Raw genomic sequence first — 24,172 nt, 5'->3', positions numbered from 1 at the left:
AAAAATAATTCCCACTGGCGCTCGTTTGCAACGAGTGCCTACTTACATAAATAGATAAATCGTAGCGTTTGCAACGCGGTTCACTAAAAATAATTCTTAAAAAAATATATCAATGCCATTGTAAAAACTTTATTCACAATTAGAAACTCCGAAATAAAGTAATAACTTTGTACTTACAAAAAAAATATAGTTATGGATGTTTCAGTTATAGCAATAGGAAACTCAAAAGGAATAAGATTATCAAAAACTTTAATTGAAAAATACAATATCACAGATAAAGTGGAGCTTATTTTAGAAAAAGGTTATATCATTTTAAAACCAAAATCAGAACCCAGAACTGGTTGGGATAAAGCATTTAAAAAAATGCATGAAAATGGCGATGATAAATTGCTGATTGATGATGTATTTGAAGACGAAAATCTTGAAGAATGGATTTAAAGCAATACCAAATCGTTCTGGTAAATCTCGATCCAACAATTGGAAGCGAGATGAAGAAAACTCGTCCAAGCGTTATAATTTCTCCAAACGAAATGAATAAGTATTTGCAAACAATTGTCATCGCACCTATGACAAGTAGTTCCAAAGCTTATCCGACCAGGGTTGAAATCAATCACGATAAGAAAAAAGGCTGGATTGTTTTGGATCAAATCAGAACGGTTGACAGGCTAAGAATAGTTAAAGTGCTGGGAAATTTGACTGAAAAAGAAATCACAAAAGTCAAAGAAACTTTAAGAGAAACATTTGTTGACTGACAACACCAGCTTTCTATTTTTTTTAACACTGTGAAATATTTCCTATTCACAACACCACCTTGAAACTACCCGCTCCTATGGAGCTTTCTTTGCATGGATTCTTTTTTTCTACAAACATTTCACTCCTAACGGAGTTAGTCAAAGTCCCATAGAGACTTTCTCTTTATAGAAATAGAGGATTATTCGGGTTTTTAGCTCCGTAGGAGCGACCTGTCATTTTCTTTTATTAGATAATAATCCATCAACAAAATCGGATTATTTTTTCGAATAACAAAATAGCTTCTTAAATTTTAATTCGTTCTATCAAAAATTAACTTTTATTTTCTTTTTCTTTCGTTTATTTTCTTTTATATTTGTTTTCACACTAACACAAAAAGAAAACACAATTTATGTTACCCAATCAACGAAGAGAGAAAATTCTCGATTTATTAAAAGAAGACGGTTTTGCCAAAGTCATTGATTTAGCCCGTCTATTTAAAGTTACCGAAGTAACTATTCGTCAGGACCTTGAAAAATTAGAAAGTGAGGGGCTAATTTTGAAAGAACACGGCGGAGCAAGTATTAAAAACGTTGAAGATCAAGTGAGAAGCTTTTCGCTTCAACGTCAGGAAAATTTAGAAGAAAAATCGGCAATAGCTGAAAAATGCCTGGAATTTATTGAAAACGGAGACACCATTATCCTTGATTCGGGTTCTACAACCACTGAAATAGCCAAGAAACTAAAAGGACTCAAACAACTTACCGTAATTACCAATGCTTTAAACATTGCTTTACTATTAGGAACCGATCCTGATATTGAGGTAATTATGACCGGAGGCGAATTCAAACCACCTACATTATCATTAACCGGTCAAAAAGCCGCCGATTTCTTCAAAGGCTTAAATGTTCAAAAACTATTTTTAGCCACTGCAGGAATTTCCCTGAAATCAGGACTTACCTACCCTAGCATCAGTGACTTGGTAGTTAAAAAAGCAATGATTGATGCAGCCGAAGTTACTTATTTAGTGGCTGACAGCACAAAGATTGGCAAAAGTGCTTTGGCCAGCTTAGGCGCTTTATCCTTAATTGATTATATCATTACCGATAACGGAATTGAAGAAAAACACAAAGAAGTGTTTAGAGATAATGAAATTGAAGTTATCGTAGCATAAAAAAGAAAACAAAGAAAAAAATATACAAAAAGAAAATAAAAACAAACACAATGGCAACATCAACCTTAGGAGTAATAATTGGAAACAGAGATTTTTTCCCGGATAGTTTAGTAGAAAAAGCAAGATTTGAAATCATTGAAGTTTTTGCTAAATTAAACATCAAACCTATTTTATTAGAGAGTACTGACACCAAACTAGGCGGTGTAGAAACGTATAAAGAAGCACAAAAATGTGCCGAATTATTCAAAAAACACCAGGATGAAATTATGGGAGTACTTGTTTTACTGCCTAATTTTGGTGATGAAAAAGGAGTAGCTGATACCCTAAAATTAGCCAATTTAAATGTTCCTGTTTTAATCCAGGCTTATCCGGATGAATTGACAAAAATGAATGTGGTAAACCGTCGTGATTCCTGGTGTGGAAAAATCTCCGTTTGCAACAATTTATACCAATACGGTATCAAATACTCATTGACAAGCCAACACGTAATGAGTCCGTCAGATCCTATTTTCCAAAAAGATTTACTAGACTTTACTGCTGTTTGTCGTGTAGTTAAAGGAATGCGTAATGTACGTATTGGTGCTATCGGTGCAAGACCGGGTGCTTTTAACACGGTTCGTTATTCTGAAAAAATATTACAAAGAAACGGTATCACGGTTACCACTGTAGATTTATCTGAAATTTTAGGAAAAGCTAACAAATTAACGGCTGATAGTCCGGCTGTAAAAAAACATCTGGAATCAATCAACGCTTACGTTGCCCAGGGAAAAACACCTAACGAAGCGATGCTTCAAATTGCAAAATTAGATGTGGTACTGAAAGATTTCATGGAAGAGTATGCTTTAGACGCTACGGCTATTCAGTGTTGGACTTCATTACAACAAAACTATGGCTGTAATGTGTGTACGAGCATGAGTATCATGAGCGAAAACATGCTTCCAAGTGCCTGCGAAGTGGACGTTACAGGTACATTGAGTATGTATGCGATGCAATTGGCTTCAGGCTCTCCAAGTGCTTTGGTGGACTGGAATAACAACTATGCCGACGATCCTGAAAAATGTGTGTTATTCCACTGCGGAAACTGGGCAAAATCATTCCTGCCGGACATTTCTTTGAGCACTGCTCCTATCTTAGGAACTACTGTGGGAGTTGAAAATACTTACGGAGCTTTGGACGGAAGAACTCCGGCTATGCCATTAACTTACGGTAGAATCAGTACGGATGACCCTAAAGGAATCATCAAAGTTTACATTGGTGAAGGCGAATTGACCAACGACGAATTGAACACTTTTGGGAACAGAGCCGTAGCCCAAATCCCGGATTTACAAGGATTGATGCAATACGTTTGTAAAAACGGATTTGAACACCACGTGGTAATGAACGCTTCAAAAACAGCAGCCATCTTAGAAGAAGCCTTAGGAAACTACATGGGCTGGGAAGTTTACAAACACTAAATAAATCAAGATGTATATCGAAAATTTAAAACGAAAATCAATAGAGAGTAGAAAAAAAATACTCAAATACATCTATAATGCTAAGGCGGGTCACACCGGTGGAAGTCTTTCTATTTTAGACATTCTGAATGTATTGTACAATGATGTGATGAACGTTTCTCCTGAGAATTTCGGTTCTAATGACAGAGACCGATTTATTCAGAGTAAAGGACATTGTGTGGAAGCTTTGTATGTTGTTTTGGCCGACAAAGGCTTTTTCCCTGAAGAAGATTTATTGACACTTTGCCAGTACAAATCGCCTTATATCGGGCATCCAACCAAATCTATTCCCGGCATTGAACAAAATACCGGTGGTTTAGGTCACGGTTTGCCTATTTGTGCAGGAGCTGCTTTGGCTGCCAAAAAAGACAATTCAAAGGCTAAAGTTTTTACCATTTTAGGAGATGGCGAAATGGCCGAAGGCTCTAACTGGGAAGCGATGATGTTTGCAGCTCATTATAAATTGGATAATCTATGCGCAATTTTAGATTACAACAAATTGCAAATTACTGCTCCTAACGAAGATGTGATGGGCTTAGAGCCAATTGATCAAAAATTGGAAGCCTTTGGATGGGCAGTTAAACATGTTGACGGACATAATATCGAAAAGCTTTTAGAAACCTTTAGAGGACTTCCGTTAGAAAAAGGGAAACCAACTTTTATCATTGCGCATACCACTAAAGGAAAAGGAATCAGCTATATGGAAAACGTATTGAAATGGCATCACGGTGTTCCGTCGAAAGAGCAATACGATTTGGCTATGGAAGAATTAGACCAACAATTAGAAGAACTTGAAAACAGCTTGAAATAATGGAAGATATAAAGACAATTGACGCCGCTAACCTTGAAGTGTTTTCTGAAGTACTTCAAAATCTAGCCGAAACCGACAGAGATATTATCGTGGTTACCAGCGATTCCCGTGGTTCCGGAAAATTAGTTCCTTTTGGACAAAAATATCCCGAGCAAATTGTTGAAGTGGGTATTGCCGAACAAAACTTAGTAGGTGTTGCCACAGGATTAGCCAGTATGGGCAAAAAAGCATTTGCTGTTTCTCCAGCCTGTTTTCTTACCGCAAGAGCTTTGGAACAAATTAAAAACGACGTAGCTTATTCTGATAATCCTGTAAAACTGATCGGTATTAGTGCCGGTGTAAGTTACGGAGCATTAGGCACCACACACCATAGTTTGCATGATTATGCGGTTTTGAGAGCCATCAATAACATTACTATTGTTGCCCCTGCCGATAATTTCGAAACTGCCGAAGCCATCAAACAAGCAGCCGAAATGCAAAGTCCTGTTTACCTGCGTTTTGGTAAAAAAACAATGCCTGCCAACCTGAATCCGGATGCAACTGATTTTAAAATTGGTAAAGGACGTGTCATTCAGGAAGGAAACGATTTGACTTTTATTGCTACCGGCGAAGCCGTACTTCCTTGTGTGGAAGCGGCTAAACTATTGAAAAAAGAGCATAATATTTCCTGTAAAATAATCAGTTTACACACAATTAAACCTTTGGATACCGAATTATTACTGGACTCTGCCTCAAATGGAAAACCTGTTATTACAGTGGAAGAACATTCGGTAAATGGCGGATTAGGCGAAGCTGTGGCTTCTTTATTGTTCCAAAATGGTTTTACCAATAAATTCAAAATTGTAGGATTACCGGATGATCACACGGTTTCGGGTTCACAAATCGAAATTTTCAATCATTATGGTATCTCAGCCGAAGGATTAAAAAATACTGCTTTAAACACAATCAACCTATGAAGATAAAACAGCTTTCCTTAATAATTTTAACCGCAGTTTTTGTTTTTGGATGTTCTTCGAAAGAGAAGTCTGAGAAGCCTAAAATTGCAGTTGTGGTTTCAACATTGAACAATCCCTGGTTTGTGATGCTGGCCGAATCAGCTGCTGAAAATGCCAAAAAATTAGGTTATGAAGCCAAAATATTCGATTCTCAAAACAATCCTGCTATCGAATCGGACAATTTTGAGAACCTCATCTCTTCGGGTTATGATGCGATTTTGTTAAACCCAACGGATTCTGACGGTTCTATTTCGAATATCTTAAAAGCTAAAACAGCCGGAATTCCGGTTTTTTGCATGGATAGAGAAGTAAATGCCGATGATGCCGCTACAAGCCAAATTCTTTCGGATAACTATTCGGGTTGTGTTGCTATCGGAATCGAATTTGTAAAAGAATTAAAAGAAAAAGGAAAGTATGTAGAAATTCTGGGCTTGGTTGGTGATAATAACACCTGGGCACGTTCAGGAGGATTCCATTCGGTTGTGGATAAATTTCCAAACCTAAAGATGGTAGCGCAACAAAGTGGTGATTTCGACCGAAATAAAGCCATGGAAGTTTTAGAAACGATACTGCAGGCTAATCCTGATATTGATGGTGTTTTTTGTGGCAATGATGCAATGGCAATGGGTGCTTTTCAAGCCTTGCAAGCGGCAGGAAAAGAAACTAAAGTTAAAATTTTCGGATTTGATGGTGCTGGTGATGTGGTTGAAAAAATCAGAGAAAAGAAAATTGTGGCTACAGGCATGCAATTTCCTAAAGTGATGGCTCAAACCGCTGCCCAATATGCAGATGAATATTTTAAAGGAAGAAAAGTGTTTCCTCAAAGAGTTCCTGTAGAAGTTGAATTAGTAAATGCAGCAAACATTAAAGACTACTAAAATGAAAAAAAAGTATTTATATCTTTTAGCTTTCGTAATCATTGCAGTTTTAGGATACAATTCGGTTTATTTCAAAAAACTGAGTGATGTCAAAAATGCAAATAAGGAAAATTTCGACTTTAAAGCTTACGCTGATTCCATTTACTACAAAGGTATTTTGAAAAGCAAAAAAACGATTGCTTTAACAAATTTGATTTCTTCGGTAAAAACCAATCAGGATGAGGCATTTAAAAAATACGGAAACCGACTAGGAATAGGAAATTCGGCTTATTTTATGATTAAAAGCACCGGAAAAATCATCGATATCAAAGACGGAGTTTACACTATTGCTGACGAAAAAAATGGTGTTGTTTACATTGATACCAAATACATTTTCGGAAATGCTTTACGAGATGCTTCCGGCTTGGTAAAACTAACCGATTTTAAAACCAATGCTCAATTCAACAAAGTTTCAGAATCCTTAAATGATATTGTTCGAAATGAGGTGGTACCAAAAGAAATCAAAAAAGTAAAAATTGGCGACAGCATTTCGTTTTCAGGAGCCATCAAATTAAGCAAAAAACAAATTTTGTTTACCGATCTTTTAATTATTCCATCACAAATTAAACTGCAGTAAATTGTTAGAAGCAATTAACATATCGAAAGAATTCCCGGGCGTAAAAGCACTGAATCAGGTAAATTTTAAATTTTATCCTGCCAAAGTCAATGCCATATTGGGAGAAAACGGTGCGGGAAAATCGACCTTGTTAAAAATTTTGACAGGGGTTTACACGCAATACGATGGTGAAATTCAATTAAATGGACAAACAGTTTCCTTTTCGAGTATAAAAGAAGCACAAAATGCCGGGATTGCCATTATTCATCAGGAATTAAACCTAATTCCGGAGTTGAGTGTAACCGAAAATTTATTCCTGGGAAGAGAAATTAAAACTTCACTCGGACTTTTGGATTCCTCAAAAATGGAAACGGAAGCCAAACGTATTTTTGAAAAAATTCAATTGAACGTCAATCCGAAAACCTTAGTGCAACAGCTAAAAGTAGGAGAACAACAATTAATTGAAATTGCAAAAGCACTGCTTTGTAATGCCGATGTGATTTTGATGGACGAGCCAACTTCTGCCCTGAGCGACAAAGAAATAGACAACCTACATCGCATTATTTATGAGCTGAAAAAAGAAGGCAAAACCATTGTTTACATTTCCCATAAAATGGAGGAATTATTCAAGATTGCCGAACATTACACCGTTTTAAGAGACGGGAACAGCATTGATGCCGGAGAAATGAAAGACACTACCGAGCAAGAATTAATTCGAAAAATGGTAGGTCGTGATGTGCTTATCGAAAGAAAAAACAGCGCAAATCATTTTCCAAATACCATTCTGAAAGTAGACAAACTCAACCTGATGCACCCAAATGATAAGAAAAGAAAATTGCTTCACGATATTTCTTTCGAATTAAAAAAAGGAGAAATTCTGGGGATATTTGGATTGATGGGAGCCGGCAGAACCGAACTTTTGGAAACCATATTCGGAATGCACCCTTCAAACAGTGAGTATGCTTTAGAAATTGACGAGAAAAACACATTCCATAAAAAACCGAAAGATGCCATTGCAAACCGATTGGCTTTTGTAACTGAAGACCGTAAAACCGAAGGATTAGTGCTGGGAATGGATATTTCTTCGAATATCAGTCTGACTAATCTGCCTACGTTTGGGCTTTTAAGTCCTTCAAAAGATAAAACTTCGTCACAGGATTATATCGAAAAACTACGCATCAAAACACCATCTGAAATGCAGTTATGCCAAAATTTAAGTGGTGGAAATCAGCAAAAAGTAGTTTTAGCCAAATGGCTCGCAACCAATCCTCAGATTTTAATGATGGATGAGCCAACGCGCGGAATCGATATCAATGCCAAAAATGAAATTTACAACCTAATAAAAGATCTCGCAACCAACCAAATGAGTATCATTTTAGTTTCTTCTGAAATTCCCGAAATCTTAGCGCTTTCGGACCGAATTTTAGTAATGGCCGAAGGAAAGATTAAAGCCTCCTATTTAGCCACCGAAGCCAATGAAGATAAATTATTAAAATCAGCCTTACCTGAATAATTATGACTATTTCCTTAAACCACCCTATTATCAAAAAATCGCAATCTTTGATTGCCTTGTTTATTTTGTGTTTATTTATCAGCCTGCTGTCGGATAAATTCATGACCGGCACGAATCTTTGGAATGTATTAAGACAAATCTCAGTTAATGTTTGTATTTCTGTCGGAATGACTTTAGTGGTTTTAATGGCCGGAATTGATCTTTCGGTAGGTTCTGTTTTAGGTCTTACCGCAGCAATATGTGCCGGACTATTAAAAAGCGGACTTTCCTTTGAAGCCATGGATTTATTTGTCGGTTTTACCGTTTTAGGAGCCATTTTGGCGGCGATACTCATCGGAATGGCGTTAGGACTGTTTAACGGCTGGGTGATTACTAAATTTGCAATTCCGCCTTTTGTGGCAACGCTAGCCATGCTAACCATAGCCCGCGGACTGACAATGCTTTACACTGAAGGTATTCCGATTTCTAATTTAGGTCCTGAATTTGAATTTATTGGTTCAGGTTGGATTTTAGGAATTCCGGTACCGGTTTGGATTTCGCTGTTTATGGTTCTAATCGTAGTTTTTCTAACTAAGAAAACAACCTTTGGACGCTACATCTATGCTATTGGAGGAAACGAAAAAGCAGCTTTTTTATCAGGAATCAGCATCAATAAAATCAAATTGGCCGTTTACGGAATTGCCGGAATGATGGCGGCTGTAGGTGGTGTTTTAGTAACTTCAAGACTCAACTCTGCCCAACCTAATGCCGGTATGAGTTACGAACTGGATTCTATCGCAGCCGTGGTTATAGGTGGTACTTCGCTGTCTGGTGGCGTGGGTACCGTTGCAGGAACTGTAATCGGTGCGGTAATTATCGGGGTATTAAATAATGGATTGGTTTTACTGGATGTGTCGCCGTTTTGGCAACAGGTTGTAAAAGGAATCGTTATTTTATTAGCGGTGATTATTGACAAAATGAATCAGAAAAATAAGTAATATTTTTTTAAATAATAGAACGAATAACACACCCCTAACCCCTCTCAAGAGGGGAATCGATTAGGTTTTCAAGTCTCAATTCCCTCCTTGAGGAGGGTTAGGGAGGTGTAAAATCAGTCAGTATTAAGAAAATGAAGAAACATTAAGCTTAAATTTCCTTAATTATCTTAATGGTTTAAAATATCATCTTTCCTTAAAAAAAATAAGGATATCGAAGTGCTTTCAAGACAAAATTAGTTTTAAATATTTTTCTTTTTTGCTTAATCAAAAAAGAAACAAAAAAATCAAGTCTTACACTTCCTCGTCGGTCAAATTAGTTTTCGAATGCTAAAAGAAAAGAACTCGCTACGCTCAAACAGCTTTTCTTTTTACGCATTCTTCAAACATTTGACACTCGACTGCGGAAGCTAAGGACAGCAATCACAACAACAATTTGATTTATAATTCAAAATGAAAAAATACATTCTCGCGATAGACCAAGGTACCAGCAGCACCAAAACCATACTTTTTGATGAATCAGGTCAGGCGGCCGCCAAAGGTAGTGTGGATTTAAAAACCGATTATTTTGACAATGGTTTTGTAGAACAAAATCCGGAAGACATTTTTCAAAACGTATTGGATTCGGTAACCGAATGTCTAAACGATTTCACCCAAAAAGGTCTGAATATTTCCGATATTGTTTCTTGCGGTATCAGCAATCAAAGGGAAACTTTTATCCTTTGGGACAAAGACGGGAAAGCCTTGGCTCCTGCGGTGGTTTGGGCTTGTAAGCGTTCTATTGCTGTTTGTACGGATTTAATCGAAAAAGGACAGAATGATTTTATCAAACTAAAAACAGGTTTGTTATTAGATCCTTATTTTTCGGGGACCAAATTGCTTTGGCTGGTACAAAATGATGCCGAGTTAAAAAAGAAAATAGAAAACGGAGAGGTCTTTTTCGGAACGGTAGATTGTTGGCTTTTGTACAAACTGACCAATGGAACCCATTTTAAAACCGATTATACCAATGCATCCCGAACCTTACTTTTCAATATTCATACTTTACAATGGGATAAAGAAATCCTTGAAAAATGGGGATTATCTAATTTAAACTTACCGCAACCCTGCCCTTCTTCACATGATTTTGGAACAGTAAATTGGAGTGAAATTTTAAAGTTAGACGACAATTTTTCTATTCCAATGACATCGTTGATTGGCGATTCGCATGCGGCAACTTTTGGAGAAGGCTGTTTCGAAAAAGGCACTGCTAAAGTCACTCTGGGAACCGGGAGTTCGATTATGATGAACATTGGCGACAAAGCCGTTTTGTCTCAAGCAGGAATGTTGACCACGATTTGCTGGAGTACCGAAGACCGCGTGGATTACGCACTGGAAGGAGCCATTGTTTCCTGTGGTTCGACTATTGAATGGCTGAAAAACGAATTGCAATTGTTCTCCTCTCCTGCCGAAACCGCTGCCATGGCAACAGCTATAAATGACAATGCCGGCGTGTATCTTATTCCCGCCTTTAGCGGACTTGGCGCACCGCACTGGCAAATGAGCCGAAAAGCTTCTATTGAAGGAATGACTTTTGGAACTACCAAAAATCATATCGTTCGGGCTGCGCTAGAAAGTATTCCGTACCAAATAAAAGATGTAGTCGAAGCAATGGAAAAAGACATGCAGGCTGCATTAAAATCAATCTCGGTAAACGGCGGTATGACCCAAAACCAATTTGTGATTCACTTTCTGGCTGATTTATTGGGCATTCCTTTAAACAAACAAAAGAATCCGGACGTTTCTGCCTTAGGAGCAGCTTATCTATCCGGACTGAAAAGTGGTGTTTATGAAAGTATAGCACAACTTTCGGAAATCAATAAAAAACAAACTGAACAGGTTTTAGCTAATGCTAATAACGATTTACCAACTAATGGCTATCAGGGTTGGAAAGAGAAGATTGCCAGATTTTAGAAGGCAGAACGCAGAAGGCAGATTTCAGACTTCAAAATACAGAAAGTAGAAAACAGATTTTCAGAAAATATAGAATACCCATTTACAGCCGTTTTTAAAGCGGCTGTTTTTGTATATGTAAGAAATATTTTTATTTTTGTATTACGCTATTTAAAATTATACGCAAGATTACAAACAAAAACTTGCGTATAATATGTCAAACAAGCATAAAACTAATTGGGCATAATACTAAAAAAAAAATCCTATAAATAAGATAATTAGAATGATTCATAAAATAGAACTTAAAAGGGTTAATACTTTTGAAAATCTAGTTGAAGTGACTGATTTATCAAAAGTCAATTTCTTTTTTGGAAGTAATGGTTCCGGGAAATCGACCTTGGCGAAACTCCTACATAATGAAAGTTTATCAAGTTTTGAGAAGGATAAAAAATTTGAACATTGTAAAGTTTTAGGCTATGACTCTCATCGAGATGAAATTATAGTTTTTGATGAAAAGTATGTGGAGAGGAATTTTATTTCTAATACCGAATTGTCAGGAGTATTTACTCTAAATGAGGGAAATAAAGACATTGACGATAAAATTGAGGCAAAACAAAAAGAGATTAAAAAACTTGACTCATATTTTGAAATTTTAGCATCACGAGAAAAAAAAATTAAAAAAGCATTAAATGACAAACTAGATGATTTAAAGAAAAACTGCTGGTGGGAAAGAAACTCTTTTGATACTTTTTATGAAATTGAACTAGAGTATTCAAGAAGTAAAGACAATCATCTTAAAAATGTAAAAGACTATTTGCCTTTAGATGCAGCTAGCAAGAAATTAACACTTGAAAACTTATCATCTAGGTATAAAGATTTATTTGAAGTTAAGAGGAAAAAGATTGAGGTTAAAATATCTTCACAGTTTTGCGAAAAACTTAAGGAGATTGAAAATGAAATAATCCCTTTAATGGAAGAGGTTATTACTACAAATAAAGAAGTTGATATTGCTGAATTAATTGAGTCCTTAGGTATAAGAAAATGGGTTGAAGAAGGGCGTAATTATATACTTGAAGGAAAAGAAAACATTTGTCCTTTTTGTCAAAGTGAAACATATGATGACAACTTAAAACAAAGATTCGAAGAGTATTTTAATAAGACCTACCAAGAAAAAATTGATAAATTAAAATCATTAAAAGAAACTTACATTTCGACTTTCAAACTACTGTTAGAAAATGTAAATGAGGTTTCAAAAGTTTATAATAAAGACAACAAGACCACTGATTTTCATAAAGAGTGTAGTGACTTGCTTGCAGATAACATAAAAAAGTTTGAGAGAAAACTTGGATATTCAAATGAGATAATTGAGTTTTTTGATGTATCCAACTTTAATCCTGAATTAGAAATTATCAATGACGAAATTGAAGAGAACAATGAAAAAATAGTTGATTTTCAAAAAAATAAAGAGCAATTAGTTGAAGATGTTTGGAACTATTTAGCCAAAGAATCGGAAAATTATATAACTGAATATGACAATTATGAAAAGAGAATCATCGTTTTGTTAAACAAATTGCATTCTCTTACATCCCATTTTGAACAATCTGAGAAAACAATCAAAGAAGAGATTGAGGAATTAAAATTACTAACTGTTTCAACTGATGAAGCTGTAAAAGCCATAAATGGAATATTGAAAAGTTGTGGCTTTGATAATTTTACAATAGAAGAAAAAGAATCTTCAAATAACATATCAAGATATATTTTAAAACGTCAAAATAGCACAGAAACAGAAGTTTTTAAGACACTTAGTGAGGGTGAAAAGAATTTTATTGCTTTTCTATATTTTTATCAATTAGTTTTAGGTACAAAAGATAAAGACTCTGAATTAAGAAAAAGAATTATCGTAATTGACGACCCTGTATCAAGTCTTGATAGCCAAGTACTATTTGTTGTTTCAACTCTTATTCATTCATTAATTAAGTATTCTGCCACTGATAGAAATCAGTTTGAAAATCCAAACATTAATCAAGTGTTTATTTTATCTCACAATTTATATTTTTATAAGGAGGTATCTTTTAAACAGAGACCAATTTGCAAAAAGAAAGCTCATTTTTCCGTATCAAAACATAATAGTAAGTCAGGAATTGAATATAAAGGAGATGAAACCTTTGTGCATAATGATTATATGTTGCTTTGGAAAAGTATCAAAGTATTGAAAGATTCTAATGATAAAGTATTCAATATTACTATTGGGAATAGTATGCGTCGAATTATTGAGAGTTATGTAAATTTTATTGGATTAGGAAAAAGTCATTGGGATAGTATTAAAAATCTTGATGTTACTGACCCTATTTACCCAATATGCTCTGCGTTGATTTCTGAAATCAATGATGTAAGCCATAAATCATTACCTTTTGATGATTTATACTATCAAAGAATTGTCAATGAGGAACCTGATAAACTTTTTACTGCTTTCGAGATGATATTTAAAAATATTGGAGAAGAACACTATAAAATGATGATGAATTAAAAAATACGACCGCCCAACACACGATATAACCAATAAGTGTGCCCTCTGGCTCTCGTTTGCAACGAGTGCCTACTTACAATAAAAAAACAAATCGTAGCATTTGTAATGCAATATACATGTTGAGATGCTCTCCTACTAACCAAACGTTAGCTGTTATTGTAAAAAAATATGAATATAACTTCTAAAGAAGCAGAATTAGAAAAATCGTCCTGAAACAACAAAACAAAAAATACAGCTAAAAATATGGCAACAACAAGTGACAATTTGACTTTTAAAAATGGATATTCTGAAGTGAATGGTCTGAAAATGTATTATGAAATCCACGGACAGGGAAAACCCATTGTTTTAATTCACGGTGGTGGCTCAACAATTCAGACCAATTTTGAAAAAATCATTCCGCTACTTGCTAAAAGCAGGCAAGTAATTGCTGTTGAACTTCAGGCTCACGGACGTACAAATGATCGAAATGCGGACCTAACATTTGAGCAGGACGCCGACGATGTTGCCAGACTTCTTAAAAATTTAAACATTGCTAAAGCAGACTTTTTAGGTTTTAGCAATGGTGGGACAACTACATTACAAATCGCTATTCGCCACCCTGAAGCAGTTGACAAAATAATTTTAGCTTCAGCACTTGCCAAACGAAACGGAGTTCCTGAATGGTTCTGGGGATTTATGGAAAATGCCAAATTGGAAAATATGCCCGAACTTTTAAAAGTGGGCTACAAAAAAGTGGCAGCAGATGCCGATGGTTTACAACTTATGCACGACAGAGATGCCAAGAGAATGCTAAACTTCAAAGACATTCCGGACGAGCAAATTAAATCTATTACAGCACCTACTTTAATCATTATTGGCGACAAAGACATTATCACTCCGGAACACGCTATTGAATTGCACAGACAAATTGAAAACGCTGAATTAGCAATCATTCCGGGTGGACACGGACAATACATTGGAGAAATTACAACAATAACAGCTGATTTTAAGGAAAGTGAACTTGTAATTCCAATGATAGAAAAATTCCTAAATAAATAATACTTAAAAATACGAACAGAAAAAGGGCGAACTGCTAATCAAAAACTTAATCAACTCAAAAACAGTTCCGTATCATTTTTTTCATTAATTTAATACTTGTATTCAAGTCCTTATTTTTTTGGGAAATTCGGAAAATAAATACATCAGAGTAGCCGAAAACTGCATATTGAAAGAGTAGGCATTATTTCTTTAGGTTATGAAAAAAATGCTACTTTCGCTATCGATGGTGTTTTTCATTCTAAATTCATTTGGTCAAACACCAACTACTCCACTTTCAAAAGATTATTATTTAGAAAAAAGTAAAAAACAAAAAAAGACAGCCTGGATAATACTGGGAAGCGGCTTAGGATTAGCTGCTATTGGCGGTCTTGTCCAATTAAGCAATTCAAACCAAACGTCTTATGGTTCCGGCTTTGATTTTGATTTTACCGGAGCCTATATTGCTGTTGGAGGAGGTGTTGTGTCACTGGCAAGTATTCCTTGCTTTGTGAATGCTTCAAAAAACAAAAAATTGGCTGTAGCCATAAGTATTGACAATCAAAATATACTTCTTCCTCAAGGCTATGATGTAGCTTTTAAAAAACAAGCTTCACTTTCTTTAAAAATAGATTTTTAACACTTAATGGCTATCGTTTACAAAGCGGTACATGAAAAACAATACTTTATGAGATGCTTCCTTCGTTAGCAAGACATCTTTGTGAGAAATTCTTAACCTTAAAAATTTCACTTATAAAAAGTCAATTCAATAGCGTTAAGACTAAAAACTTCACATTCATTTTCACGCAGATTTAGGGAGATTTAAACAGATTCACGCAGAAAATAATAAAAAATCTGCTGAATCTGCGTGTTATCCTTTTTTTATGGTTCAATAAAAACTTCATTCATCAGCAGGACAAGTTTGCGGTTAAATTCAATCAAAGACTTACAATTTCAGGAAAATTCAGCAGAACAATTGTATCAAAATTTCTTTTAAATCGGTAAACCAAGTATATTTACATCAATAAAAAAAAGCAAAAACATGCACATCAAAACACTAATACTGATTATCATTAATAGTTTAATCGCATTAGTTATTGCTTTATTGTCTTTTTCTTCCTACCAACAGTTTTCAAATGTGTTGAACGATCGTATTTTGCTGCAATTAAATTCGATTAAAACGCTTAAGCAAAATCAGATTGAACATTTATTAAAATCCGAATGGGAACGATTTGAAGCTTCCGATTGGCAAAACCAAAAAACAGATCCTTCACTGCTGCAACTTCCGGACAGTATTAAAAACAGTACCGGAATTTACGATTTGACCCCTTACCATGTTGCTAAAAAAACAACCATCGCTTTTATCTCCCATTCGAAAAGAGGTACAATAATTAAAATTTTAGATTACAACAAAATCAGAAATATACTTCTGGAACGTACCGGAATGGGTGCCAGTGGTGAATCGTATCTGGTAGGCGAAGATTTTCGGATGCGTTCCCAATCCCGTTTTTATCCCAATAAAATTCCTTACACCATAACTGTAAAAACTAAAGGAGTAAACAATGCTTTTAAAAGTTTCAATGGCAGAGGGGTTTTTAAGGATTACCGTGGCATTGATGTGTATAGTGTGTACAGTCTCATAAAAGTGTACAATTTAAAATTGGTCATTCTCTCTGAAATGGATGTGGATGAAGTGACGGTTCCGCTACAGGAATTAAAAGAAAGACTGATAGGCTTAACGATTGCCATTTTTTTACTGGCGGTGATGCTTTCGCTTTTTCTGATACGCATTATTACCAACCCCATTAAGAATATGCAAAAAAGCCTCCGAATTATGGCTGAAGGCGATTACAATCAAACCAATGAATTCATCAAAAACTCCAGTGAAATAATGGAAATGTTTGATGCTTTGGCCAATTTAAAAGCTTCTTTGCAGGGCGCGGTCAAATTCTCTGATGATATTGGTAAAATGAATTTAAACACTGATTTTAAACCTAAAAGTTCGAATGATTTACTAGGAAAAAGCCTCTTAGCAATGAGAGACAAACTCATCGAATTTAGAAATAAAGAAGAAAATACCCGAATTCAGTCCAAACGAATGCTGGTAAACGGATTGGAAAACGAAAGACGTCGCCTAGCGAGGGAACTTCATGACGGCGTGGGTCCGTATTTAACTTCTTTGAAACACTACATTGAAAACCGAGTGGAAAATGAAGTCAAAAAATCAGAAATGAAAAAAATAGTGGATGATACCATTTCAGAAATCAGATTGATGTCCAATGCTTTAATGCCTGCTTCAATAGATGATTTTGGAATCGGGGTTACATTAACCAATTTTATCGAAAACCTGAAAAAATCGACAACGGTAACTATTGAATATGAAGATTTAACGCGACAGGAAGGTTCTAATATTACCAACCAACAAGCCATTCATCTTTTTAGAATTTGCCAGGAATTAATCAATAATTCTTTAAAACATGCTAATGCAAAGAACATCCGAATTACACTTTCAGAATTTGATAATTTTATTTCTCTTTTTTATTTTGATGATGGAATTGGATTTGACATCAATTCGATTAAATTAGGCTCAGGAATTACGAACATCAAGGAACGAGTTGAAATTTGCAATGGTACGATTACCATCCATTCAACTCCCGAAAACAGCAGTTTTGAAATTGAATTACCCATAGAATTATGACAGCAATAAAACTTATAATAGCCGATGATCACGAGCTTTTTCGAAATGGACTTGCCGAGTTACTAAGAAAACATGACGACATCAAAATAGTTAAAAGTGTCGCTGATGGTTTGGAGTTGATGGAGCTTGTAAATACCCAATTTGAGGCGGATATTGTATTATTGGATATCACAATGCCCAACAGGGATGGTTTTGCCGTTTTAAAAGAATTAAAAGCTTTAAATTCAAATATAAAACCTATTGTCATTTCCATGCATGATGATGGTAATTACATCGCAAAATGCGCTAAAATGGGCGCTTACGGCTACCTGTTAAAAAATACAGATGAATCGGAATTGATAGTCGCCATAAGAAGCGTTGCTATAGGGAAAAAATATTTCAGTGCTGAAATTTCAGAAAAAATGATCAACTTCATGTCGGAACAAAGTATCAGTGAGAATATTCTATCCAACAAAGAAACCGAAGTTTTAGGATTAATTGCTAAGGGCTTAACCACTAAAGAAATTGCAGCTAAACTCTTTGTGAGTTCCCGCACCATAGAAACCCATCGTGCTAATATTTTAAAAAAGTTAGAAGTAAAAAATACCGCTGAACTCATAAAAAAAGCAGCAAAAATGAATTTAGTTTAAGCGATTAAAAACAACAATATCCGTATAAATACGGATGCAAATTGAGTAAATTTACATAATCCTAAAAGACTATTACTGAATGTAATTTTGTTAAAACAACAAAAAGTAATAGCCATGAAAAAGATAGCATTGATTTTAGGATTTTTAGTAATTTCTTTTAACGGATTTGCACAAGAGAAAAATGAGGTGAAACAAAGTGATTTAAAAGGTCCGGCTTTTAAAAATTTTAAATCCTGGATGCACAAAGCAGTGCCAACTAAAATATATTCAGAAAGTAATAAAGTAACGCTTCAGGGACCTGCATACAAAAACCAAAAGCCAGGAAAAATCACTTCTAAAGAAAACCTGGTACTGGTGCAAACTACAGGTTCTGAAAGACAACAATTAACAGGACCGGCTTACAAAAATCATGGTCCATGGAATAACACCTCTAAACAAGAACTGGTTGCAGTGGAAACAGTTGGTACAGAAAAATAAAAGTGAACTGAATCTGCATAAAAAAACAGAGAAAAAAAGTGTCATTAGAAAATAAGAGGCTGTCTGAAAATTACTTTTCAGACAGCCTCATTTTTTTTCTGCTCTTCAAAGGCTCCAACTTTTTCATACACCATACTCAAAACTACTACTGTAATTCAAAGCAGCAACTCTTCAATTGTTTGAACAGCACTATTTTAATATATTTTTTTGCGATATAAACATTTTATTCAAACAAAACAAACCACTGTTAACCAGTAAAATACAATCAAAAACCTTAAGTTATAATTTCAACTTGATAAGTTCACCAAAATCGACTTTATTGGTAAAAGCGTCTTTCAGAGGTAAATTTGAAATAGTACACAAAATGCTCCTAACCACGCCTGCATGCGAAACAATTGCTATTGATTTTGAGTTATTTTGAGTTATTATTTCAGACCAAAAATCAGTTACCCTATGATGTAAACCAACAAAAGATTCTCCATTAGGAACAGCTACATTGACAAAATCATTCATCCAGGGAGCGAACTCATCCTGAGGAATGGCATCCCATTTTTTCATTTCCCAATCTCCAAAATGCATTTCCATCAAACGAGAATCGGTAATTATCGAAGGCGCTAAATAATTAGCCAATTGAACACATCGGGATAAAGGACTGGAATAAATGATTGTATCAGCAGGAATTTGCTTTTTTATCGATTCAAATTGTTCCAAAAAAGGCGCTTTCAGCCCCACATCAGTTTGTCCATAGCAAATACCTTTTTCACAAACTGTTTCGGTATGTCTGACTAAATAAACTTCCATATTGCAATTATTGACAGATAAAAAATGACTTCACAAACCTGTTGCGTTGCTCCAAGGCAATCTCCTGTGTAACCGCCAATCCATTTTTGGAAATAACGTGCAAGAAAATATCGGGTTACAAAAACCGGAATTACTGCCAGAAACAATTGCCATTGAAAATAAGACAAAACCAACAAGGGAATTAATCCAAAAAAGAAAGCACCTATAATTTCTTTCCAAGTATAATTTTGAGCAATCGGTTTGCTTTTGCTTGTCGCATCTTCTCTGGAATATTCGTGGGTAAAAACAATAGAAACAGCAGCCAGACGACTCAAAGCATGAGCTGCTACAAAAAGAAGTAAAATTTCAATCCCGAAACTTCGGGACAGAATCCCAATTCCAACACCTACTATTTGAATATTACTTATTAATTGAATCAAACTTTGAAACTTCAATAAAAAAAGTAATACTAAACCAATCGCACCAAAAGCTCCTATAGCACTGTCTTTCATAATTAAAAGAATCTTTTCTTTAGTCCAGCCTCCGCCAAAACCATCACATACATCGGCAAAACCATCTTCGTGAAAAGCTCCCGTAACCAGAATACCGGCAATCATCGAAAGCACAACGGCAATTTCATTTGAAAAAACAAAAGCAGAAAAATAATAGGTTACAAAACTTACACTTCCTACTATCCAACCAATTAAAGGAAAATATCTCGAAGCCTTGTTTAAATAATCAGGATGGTGATCTATAGTTGCAGGACAGGGAATTCGGGTATAAAACATCAATGCTGTAAAAAATATATGGAGTTCTTTTTTCATTATTTTATAAATACTTTAATTCTAAAATCTGCCTTCTGTATTCTATATTCTGCTTTCTATTTTTTACTCACCCCGGCACTTTCAAAACTCGCCATTTCATTTAAAAATGCCACAGCCGACTGAACTATTGGAAAAACAAGGGCACAGCCTGTTCCTTCTCCCAAACGCAAATCAAGCTGAAGAATTGCCGATACATCCAAATAATCCAACAATTTTTTATGGGCTTTCTCAGCCGATTGATGACTGAAAACAGCATTTTTCAATATTGCAGGATTTTTTTTGAAAGCTATTAAAAAAGCGACGCTACAAATAAAACCATCCACTAAAAAAACCATATTCTGTTCATAAGCAGCAAGCATTCCGCCTGCCATTTGCAAAATTTCAAATCCGCCAAAATGAGCCAAATAAGAATCCAAATCCTTTGGGCCGTGATAATTTTCTATTGCTTTTCTTAAAATATTAATTTTGAATTCCAGTTTTTCGTCCGTAACTCCCGTGCCTCTGCCTACACAATCTTCGATAGAAAAATTACAAAGTACACTCATCAAAACCGAAGCGGTAGCCGTATTCCCAATTCCCATTTCACCAAAACCGATACAATTACTGCCTTGTTTTGCAATATTTGTCACAACTTCAGCTCCTTTAGCAAAACACAATTCCATTTGTGCTTTACTCATAGCCGAATCATTTAAAAACGAATGGGTTCCTTTGTCAATCTTAGCCGAAATTAGTTTGGTATTGGAAGGAAAATCATAATTGACACCCGCATCAACTACCGAAAGCGCAATGTTATTTTGTTTGCAAAATACATTAATTGCCGCTCCGCCATCTAAAAAATTAGTCAGCATCTGGCGTGTTACATCTTGTGGATAAGCGCTTACCCCATGCTGTGCAATTCCATGATCGGCTGCAAAAACAACAATATGAGGTTGCTTAATTTTAGGTTCCAATGTTTGAAAAACTTCACCGATTTGTTGGGCTATTTTTTCAAGTACGCCTAATGCACCAGTAGGTTTTGTTTTTTGGTTTATTTTGTCTTCTAATGCCTTCTTCAAAGCAACTGAAGTATCTTTGTGAGCTACATTTACTTCAACCTCCCAGTCTTCAGCCGAACTGAGTTGACTTATTTCAGTCACACAAGGCGCTTCTGATTTATGTTTCCAATGCAGCTGTTGCAACATCGGCTGCTTATCATAATCCGTTGCCGGTTTGCCTACGCAAAAATACCCCAGTGGTTCAATATGCTCTGGTAAGCCTAATATTTTCTTGAATTGGTAATAATTCAAAATCGAAACCCAGCCCATCGAATAACCTTGTTCAGTAAGCGAAAGCCAAATATTTTGAGCCGCACAAACCGCACTAAACTTAATCGCTTCATTGCTTCCCACTGTTCCAATGGTAAAATGATTCAGCACTGAACGATCATAACAAATGACTAATCCCAAAGGAGCCTCTTCAATAGCTTCTAATTTTAATGCCTGATATTGCGCTTTTTGTAATTCGTCATCGGTACTTTTGGCAGCTTTTATATCATATTCAAGAAATAACTCTTTTACAGCCTTCTTAACCTCATCTGATTTAATTAAATAGTAGCGCGTGGCTTCGGTCAAGCCAACAGAAGGCGCCCAGTGTCCCGCCTGTAAAGCTTTCTCTATCACAGCATCAGGAACTGCATCATTGGTAAAATGACGGGTATCACGGCGTGATTTTATTATTTCGTCTAAATTGCTCATATTAAAAAATCAATTTCAATTTCAAAAAATCAATGGCAAAAATCAATGGCAATAACAATTTCAATCATCAATTTCAATTTCAAAAAAACTATGTTTTAAAATTGTATCTTACAATTGCTTTTGAATTTCGTGATTATTATTGATTATTGAAATTGCCATTGTTAAATCATAACCCTCCTTTAATAACAACAGGAATTCCCGAAACCATTAAGATGGCTTTATCCGCTTTTTTTGCTAAATATTGGTTCATCCAGCCTTGCAATTCGGTAAACTTCCGACCAATATGCGTATCTGCATGAACACCCATACCAATTTCGTTTGAAATAATAATGATAGTCGCATTGGGTTGATTGGCCACGGCTTCAAATTCAGCCTTAGCCTGAATCAGACTCAACTCAACATCGTTCTTAGTATCTACAAAAAAATTGGTCAGCCATAAAGTTACGCAATCAATCACAGCCACTTGTCCTGAAAAATCAATTTCGCTTAAAAACTTTTCTTTTTCAATATTAATCCAGCGTTCGTCACGGTCTTTTTGATGACGATCAATTCGCTTTTGAAAATCATCATCCCATTTTCTGGCCGTAGCCACATACATCGGCCTTGACGATAAATCTTTAGCAATATTTTCAGCATAACTGCTTTTCCCGGAGCGCTCCCCTCCTGTTATGAAATAAATCATTTTTAATTATTGATTGTAAATTGTTAATTATAAATTTTAATTTCTAATTGTTTTTTCTAACGTATGTTTCTCTTCGCATAACTCATAACTCATAACTCACAACTTTTTTAATACGGACAATGTCGGCAACCATTTCCACAACAATTCCCTCTTTTGAGATGAAACCAGGCTTTAAAAACATAATTTCCGTTTTCTAAATAATAATCGATTCCTTCAATTAGATTCGTTGTTTTGGGTAAATCTTTGGCTTTATTATCCAAAGCGGTTTCGGGTGTTATAGTAGCAACGTATTCTTCTATTTTTATTGAACAACTATTTTTAAAACAAGCCGGACAAAGACAATCCCCTCCTTCCGATAAATTAAAAATAGGCGGAAAATCATTGCACCAGCATTTCTTTTTGGGAGCACTATCACCACAATTAAAGTGTGTCCCGCAATTGGAACATTGTTTTACTTTTATAGCATTCATGAGGTAAAGATAGTGTTTGTTGATTTTTTTATCCTAAAAAACAAACAAGATATTTTGTGGATTTTCTTATACCTTTGCGTTGATTTTTATGATTTACAATGAAAAACTCTCTTTATACATTTTTTTCAGTTTTAAGTATTTGCTTTTTTATTAGCTGTAAAAAAACCGAAAACACTAACACTAAAACAATTGCAACTGTAAAAAACGAAATTGAATATTCGAGCAATCTGGCTATTTACAAATACGATGGCTACTCTATTGTGAAGGTTTTAAATCCCTGGCCGGATGCCAATAAAAATTTCACTTATATCTTAAAAGAGAAAAATGCTTCCGTTCCGGACAGCTTACAAAAATACCCCCAACTATCCGTTCCGTTACAATCAATCGTAGTGACTTCGACTACGAATGTTCCTTTTTTAGAAATGCTTCATGTTGAAAAATCCCTGACCGGATTTCCACACACGGACTATATTTCCTCTGAAAAAACCCGAAAATTGATTGATGCCGGAATAGTGAAAAATGTTGGTCAAAACGAACGTTTAAATATCGAAAAACTAATTGACTTAGCTCCGGAAGCTATCGTAACTTTTGGAATTGACAACAACAATCCGATGATTGCCAACTTAGAAAAAAGTGGTTTAAACGTGATTATACAGGCCGACTGGATGGAACAATCCCCGCTGGGAAAAGCCGAATGGATTAAATTGTACGCAGCCTTATTTGGCAAAGAAAAAGAAGGAAAAAAACTTTTTGACAACATTGTAAAAAACTACAACGAAGCACTAAAACTAGTAGCCAATCAAAAAGCAGCATCGACTGTTTTATATGGTTCGATGTACCAAAATCAATGGTTTGTAGCCAAAGGAAAAAGTTGGGTTGCCCAATTTATGAAAGACGCCAAATCGAATTATTTATGGGCTGATGTTGAAGGCAGCGGCAGCCTGGGGTTAGCTTTTGAAAACATATTGGACAAAGCTAAAAACGCTGATGTCTGGATTGCTACCGGCTCGTTTAAAGATTTAAAAGATTTGGCCGACAGCAATCCACATTACAGCCAGTTTGCTGCTTTTAACAACAAAAATATTTATACTTTTGAGAGCAGGTTTGGTGCTACCGGAGGAACAATTTATTATGAATTAGCCCCAAGCCGACCTGATTTGGTTTTAAAAGATTACATTAAAATCTTCCACCCCGAATTGCTAAATGACTACGCATTTACTTTTGCAACAAAACTAAATTAAGCT

23 protein-coding genes are annotated in these 24,172 nt (G+C 35.3%); 18 read left to right on the top strand and 5 right to left on the bottom strand.

Features of this window, described 5'->3' with window-relative positions:
• Positions 1-192 precede the first annotated feature (192 nt).
• From BLR17_RS13100 to BLR17_RS13020, 17 genes are all read left to right on the top strand, one after another.
• Positions 193-438 carry an AbrB/MazE/SpoVT family DNA-binding domain-containing protein gene (locus BLR17_RS13100; RefSeq protein ID WP_066328865.1) on the top strand — a complete coding sequence of 82 codons (246 nt, stop codon included), beginning with the start codon at positions 193-195 and terminating at the stop codon, positions 436-438.
• Positions 429-752 carry a type II toxin-antitoxin system PemK/MazF family toxin gene (locus tag BLR17_RS13095; protein ID WP_066328863.1) on the top strand — a complete coding sequence of 108 codons (324 nt, stop codon included), beginning with the start codon at positions 429-431 and terminating at the stop codon, positions 750-752. Before BLR17_RS13100 ends, BLR17_RS13095 begins: the two co-directional genes overlap by 10 nt.
• A 389-nt stretch (positions 753-1,141) precedes the next feature.
• Positions 1,142-1,903 (top strand): DeoR/GlpR family DNA-binding transcription regulator, encoded by a 762-nt coding sequence (locus BLR17_RS13090; protein WP_066328861.1) that lies wholly within the window; start codon positions 1,142-1,144, stop codon positions 1,901-1,903.
• Between the two features lie 50 nt (positions 1,904-1,953).
• Positions 1,954-3,357 (top strand): L-fucose/L-arabinose isomerase family protein, encoded by a 1,404-nt coding sequence (locus BLR17_RS13085; RefSeq protein ID WP_066328860.1) that lies wholly within the window; start codon positions 1,954-1,956, stop codon positions 3,355-3,357.
• Between the two features lie 10 nt (positions 3,358-3,367).
• Positions 3,368-4,207 (top strand): transketolase, encoded by an 840-nt coding sequence (locus BLR17_RS13080; protein ID WP_066328859.1) that lies wholly within the window; start codon positions 3,368-3,370, stop codon positions 4,205-4,207.
• Positions 4,207-5,163, top strand: coding sequence for a transketolase family protein (locus BLR17_RS13075; RefSeq protein ID WP_066328858.1), 957 nt, complete (start codon positions 4,207-4,209; stop codon positions 5,161-5,163). The genes BLR17_RS13080 and BLR17_RS13075 overlap by 1 nt, the downstream gene beginning before the upstream one ends.
• The gene (locus tag BLR17_RS13070) at positions 5,160-6,080 is read left to right on the top strand and encodes a D-ribose ABC transporter substrate-binding protein (RefSeq protein WP_066328856.1); all 921 of its coding nucleotides are present in this window, start codon (positions 5,160-5,162) and stop codon (positions 6,078-6,080) included. The genes BLR17_RS13075 and BLR17_RS13070 overlap by 4 nt, the downstream gene beginning before the upstream one ends.
• Position 6,081: 1 nt before the next feature.
• Entirely contained in the window at positions 6,082-6,696 is a 615-nt protein-coding gene (locus tag BLR17_RS13065) for a DUF2291 domain-containing protein (RefSeq protein WP_169817167.1), read from the top strand.
• Between the two features lies 1 nt (position 6,697).
• Positions 6,698-8,188, top strand: coding sequence for a sugar ABC transporter ATP-binding protein (locus tag BLR17_RS13060; protein ID WP_066328852.1), 1,491 nt, complete (start codon positions 6,698-6,700; stop codon positions 8,186-8,188).
• Between the two features lie 2 nt (positions 8,189-8,190).
• Positions 8,191-9,165 carry an ABC transporter permease gene (locus BLR17_RS13055; protein WP_066328850.1) on the top strand — a complete coding sequence of 325 codons (975 nt, stop codon included), beginning with the start codon at positions 8,191-8,193 and terminating at the stop codon, positions 9,163-9,165.
• Between the two features lie 450 nt (positions 9,166-9,615).
• Positions 9,616-11,115 (top strand): FGGY family carbohydrate kinase, encoded by a 1,500-nt coding sequence (locus BLR17_RS13050; protein WP_066328849.1) that lies wholly within the window; start codon positions 9,616-9,618, stop codon positions 11,113-11,115.
• 262 nt (positions 11,116-11,377) lie between these two features.
• Positions 11,378-13,621: an AAA family ATPase gene (locus BLR17_RS13045; RefSeq protein ID WP_066328847.1), complete on the top strand. Its 2,244-nt coding sequence runs from the start codon at positions 11,378-11,380 to the stop codon at positions 13,619-13,621.
• Positions 13,622-13,864: 243 nt separating this feature from the next.
• Positions 13,865-14,659, top strand: coding sequence for an alpha/beta fold hydrolase (locus BLR17_RS13040; protein ID WP_066328846.1), 795 nt, complete (start codon positions 13,865-13,867; stop codon positions 14,657-14,659).
• 196 nt (positions 14,660-14,855) lie between these two features.
• On the top strand, positions 14,856-15,275 hold the full coding sequence (locus tag BLR17_RS13035) for a hypothetical protein (RefSeq protein WP_139068387.1): 420 nt from the start codon (positions 14,856-14,858) through the stop codon (positions 15,273-15,275).
• 402 nt (positions 15,276-15,677) lie between these two features.
• Positions 15,678-17,333, top strand: a complete 1,656-nt coding sequence (locus BLR17_RS13030; RefSeq protein ID WP_066328844.1) for a sensor histidine kinase — start codon at positions 15,678-15,680, stop codon at positions 17,331-17,333.
• The gene (locus tag BLR17_RS13025; RefSeq protein ID WP_066328843.1) at positions 17,330-17,962 is read left to right on the top strand and encodes a response regulator; all 633 of its coding nucleotides are present in this window, start codon (positions 17,330-17,332) and stop codon (positions 17,960-17,962) included. The genes BLR17_RS13030 and BLR17_RS13025 overlap by 4 nt, the downstream gene beginning before the upstream one ends.
• A 114-nt stretch (positions 17,963-18,076) precedes the next feature.
• Positions 18,077-18,439: a hypothetical protein gene (locus BLR17_RS13020; protein WP_066328841.1), complete on the top strand. Its 363-nt coding sequence runs from the start codon at positions 18,077-18,079 to the stop codon at positions 18,437-18,439.
• A gap of 279 nt (positions 18,440-18,718) precedes the next feature.
• Here BLR17_RS13020 and cobC read toward each other — a convergent pair whose 3' ends face one another.
• The 5 genes from cobC to BLR17_RS12995 all read right to left on the bottom strand — a co-directional run bounded on the left by cobC (position 18,719) and on the right by BLR17_RS12995 (position 22,928).
• Positions 18,719-19,240 carry an alpha-ribazole phosphatase gene (gene cobC / locus BLR17_RS13015; protein WP_066328840.1) on the bottom strand — a complete coding sequence of 174 codons (522 nt, stop codon included), beginning with the start codon at positions 19,238-19,240 and terminating at the stop codon, positions 18,719-18,721.
• Positions 19,225-20,043: an adenosylcobinamide-GDP ribazoletransferase gene (locus tag BLR17_RS13010; RefSeq protein WP_066328839.1), complete on the bottom strand. Its 819-nt coding sequence runs from the start codon at positions 20,041-20,043 to the stop codon at positions 19,225-19,227. The genes cobC and BLR17_RS13010 overlap by 16 nt, the downstream gene beginning before the upstream one ends.
• Positions 20,044-20,099: 56 nt before the next feature.
• The gene (cobT, locus tag BLR17_RS13005; RefSeq protein WP_066328838.1) at positions 20,100-21,776 is read right to left on the bottom strand and encodes a nicotinate-nucleotide--dimethylbenzimidazole phosphoribosyltransferase; all 1,677 of its coding nucleotides are present in this window, start codon (positions 21,774-21,776) and stop codon (positions 20,100-20,102) included.
• Between the two features lie 166 nt (positions 21,777-21,942).
• Positions 21,943-22,458 carry a bifunctional adenosylcobinamide kinase/adenosylcobinamide-phosphate guanylyltransferase gene (locus BLR17_RS13000; RefSeq protein WP_066328837.1) on the bottom strand — a complete coding sequence of 172 codons (516 nt, stop codon included), beginning with the start codon at positions 22,456-22,458 and terminating at the stop codon, positions 21,943-21,945.
• 107 nt (positions 22,459-22,565) lie between these two features.
• Positions 22,566-22,928: a C1orf53 family protein gene (locus BLR17_RS12995; RefSeq protein WP_066328836.1), complete on the bottom strand. Its 363-nt coding sequence runs from the start codon at positions 22,926-22,928 to the stop codon at positions 22,566-22,568.
• Between the two features lie 98 nt (positions 22,929-23,026).
• On the opposite strand from BLR17_RS12995, the gene BLR17_RS12990 reads away from it, so the two are divergent.
• Positions 23,027-24,169, top strand: coding sequence for an ABC transporter substrate-binding protein (locus BLR17_RS12990; protein ID WP_066328834.1), 1,143 nt, complete (start codon positions 23,027-23,029; stop codon positions 24,167-24,169).
• Positions 24,170-24,172: the final 3 nt, after the last annotated feature.

The sequence above is a fragment of the Flavobacterium glycines genome (assembly GCF_900100165.1).
Lineage (GTDB): Bacteria > Bacteroidota > Bacteroidia > Flavobacteriales > Flavobacteriaceae > Flavobacterium > Flavobacterium glycines.
Note: the sequence above shows the minus strand (reverse complement) of the source record. Positions and strands in the feature narration are given on the sequence as shown.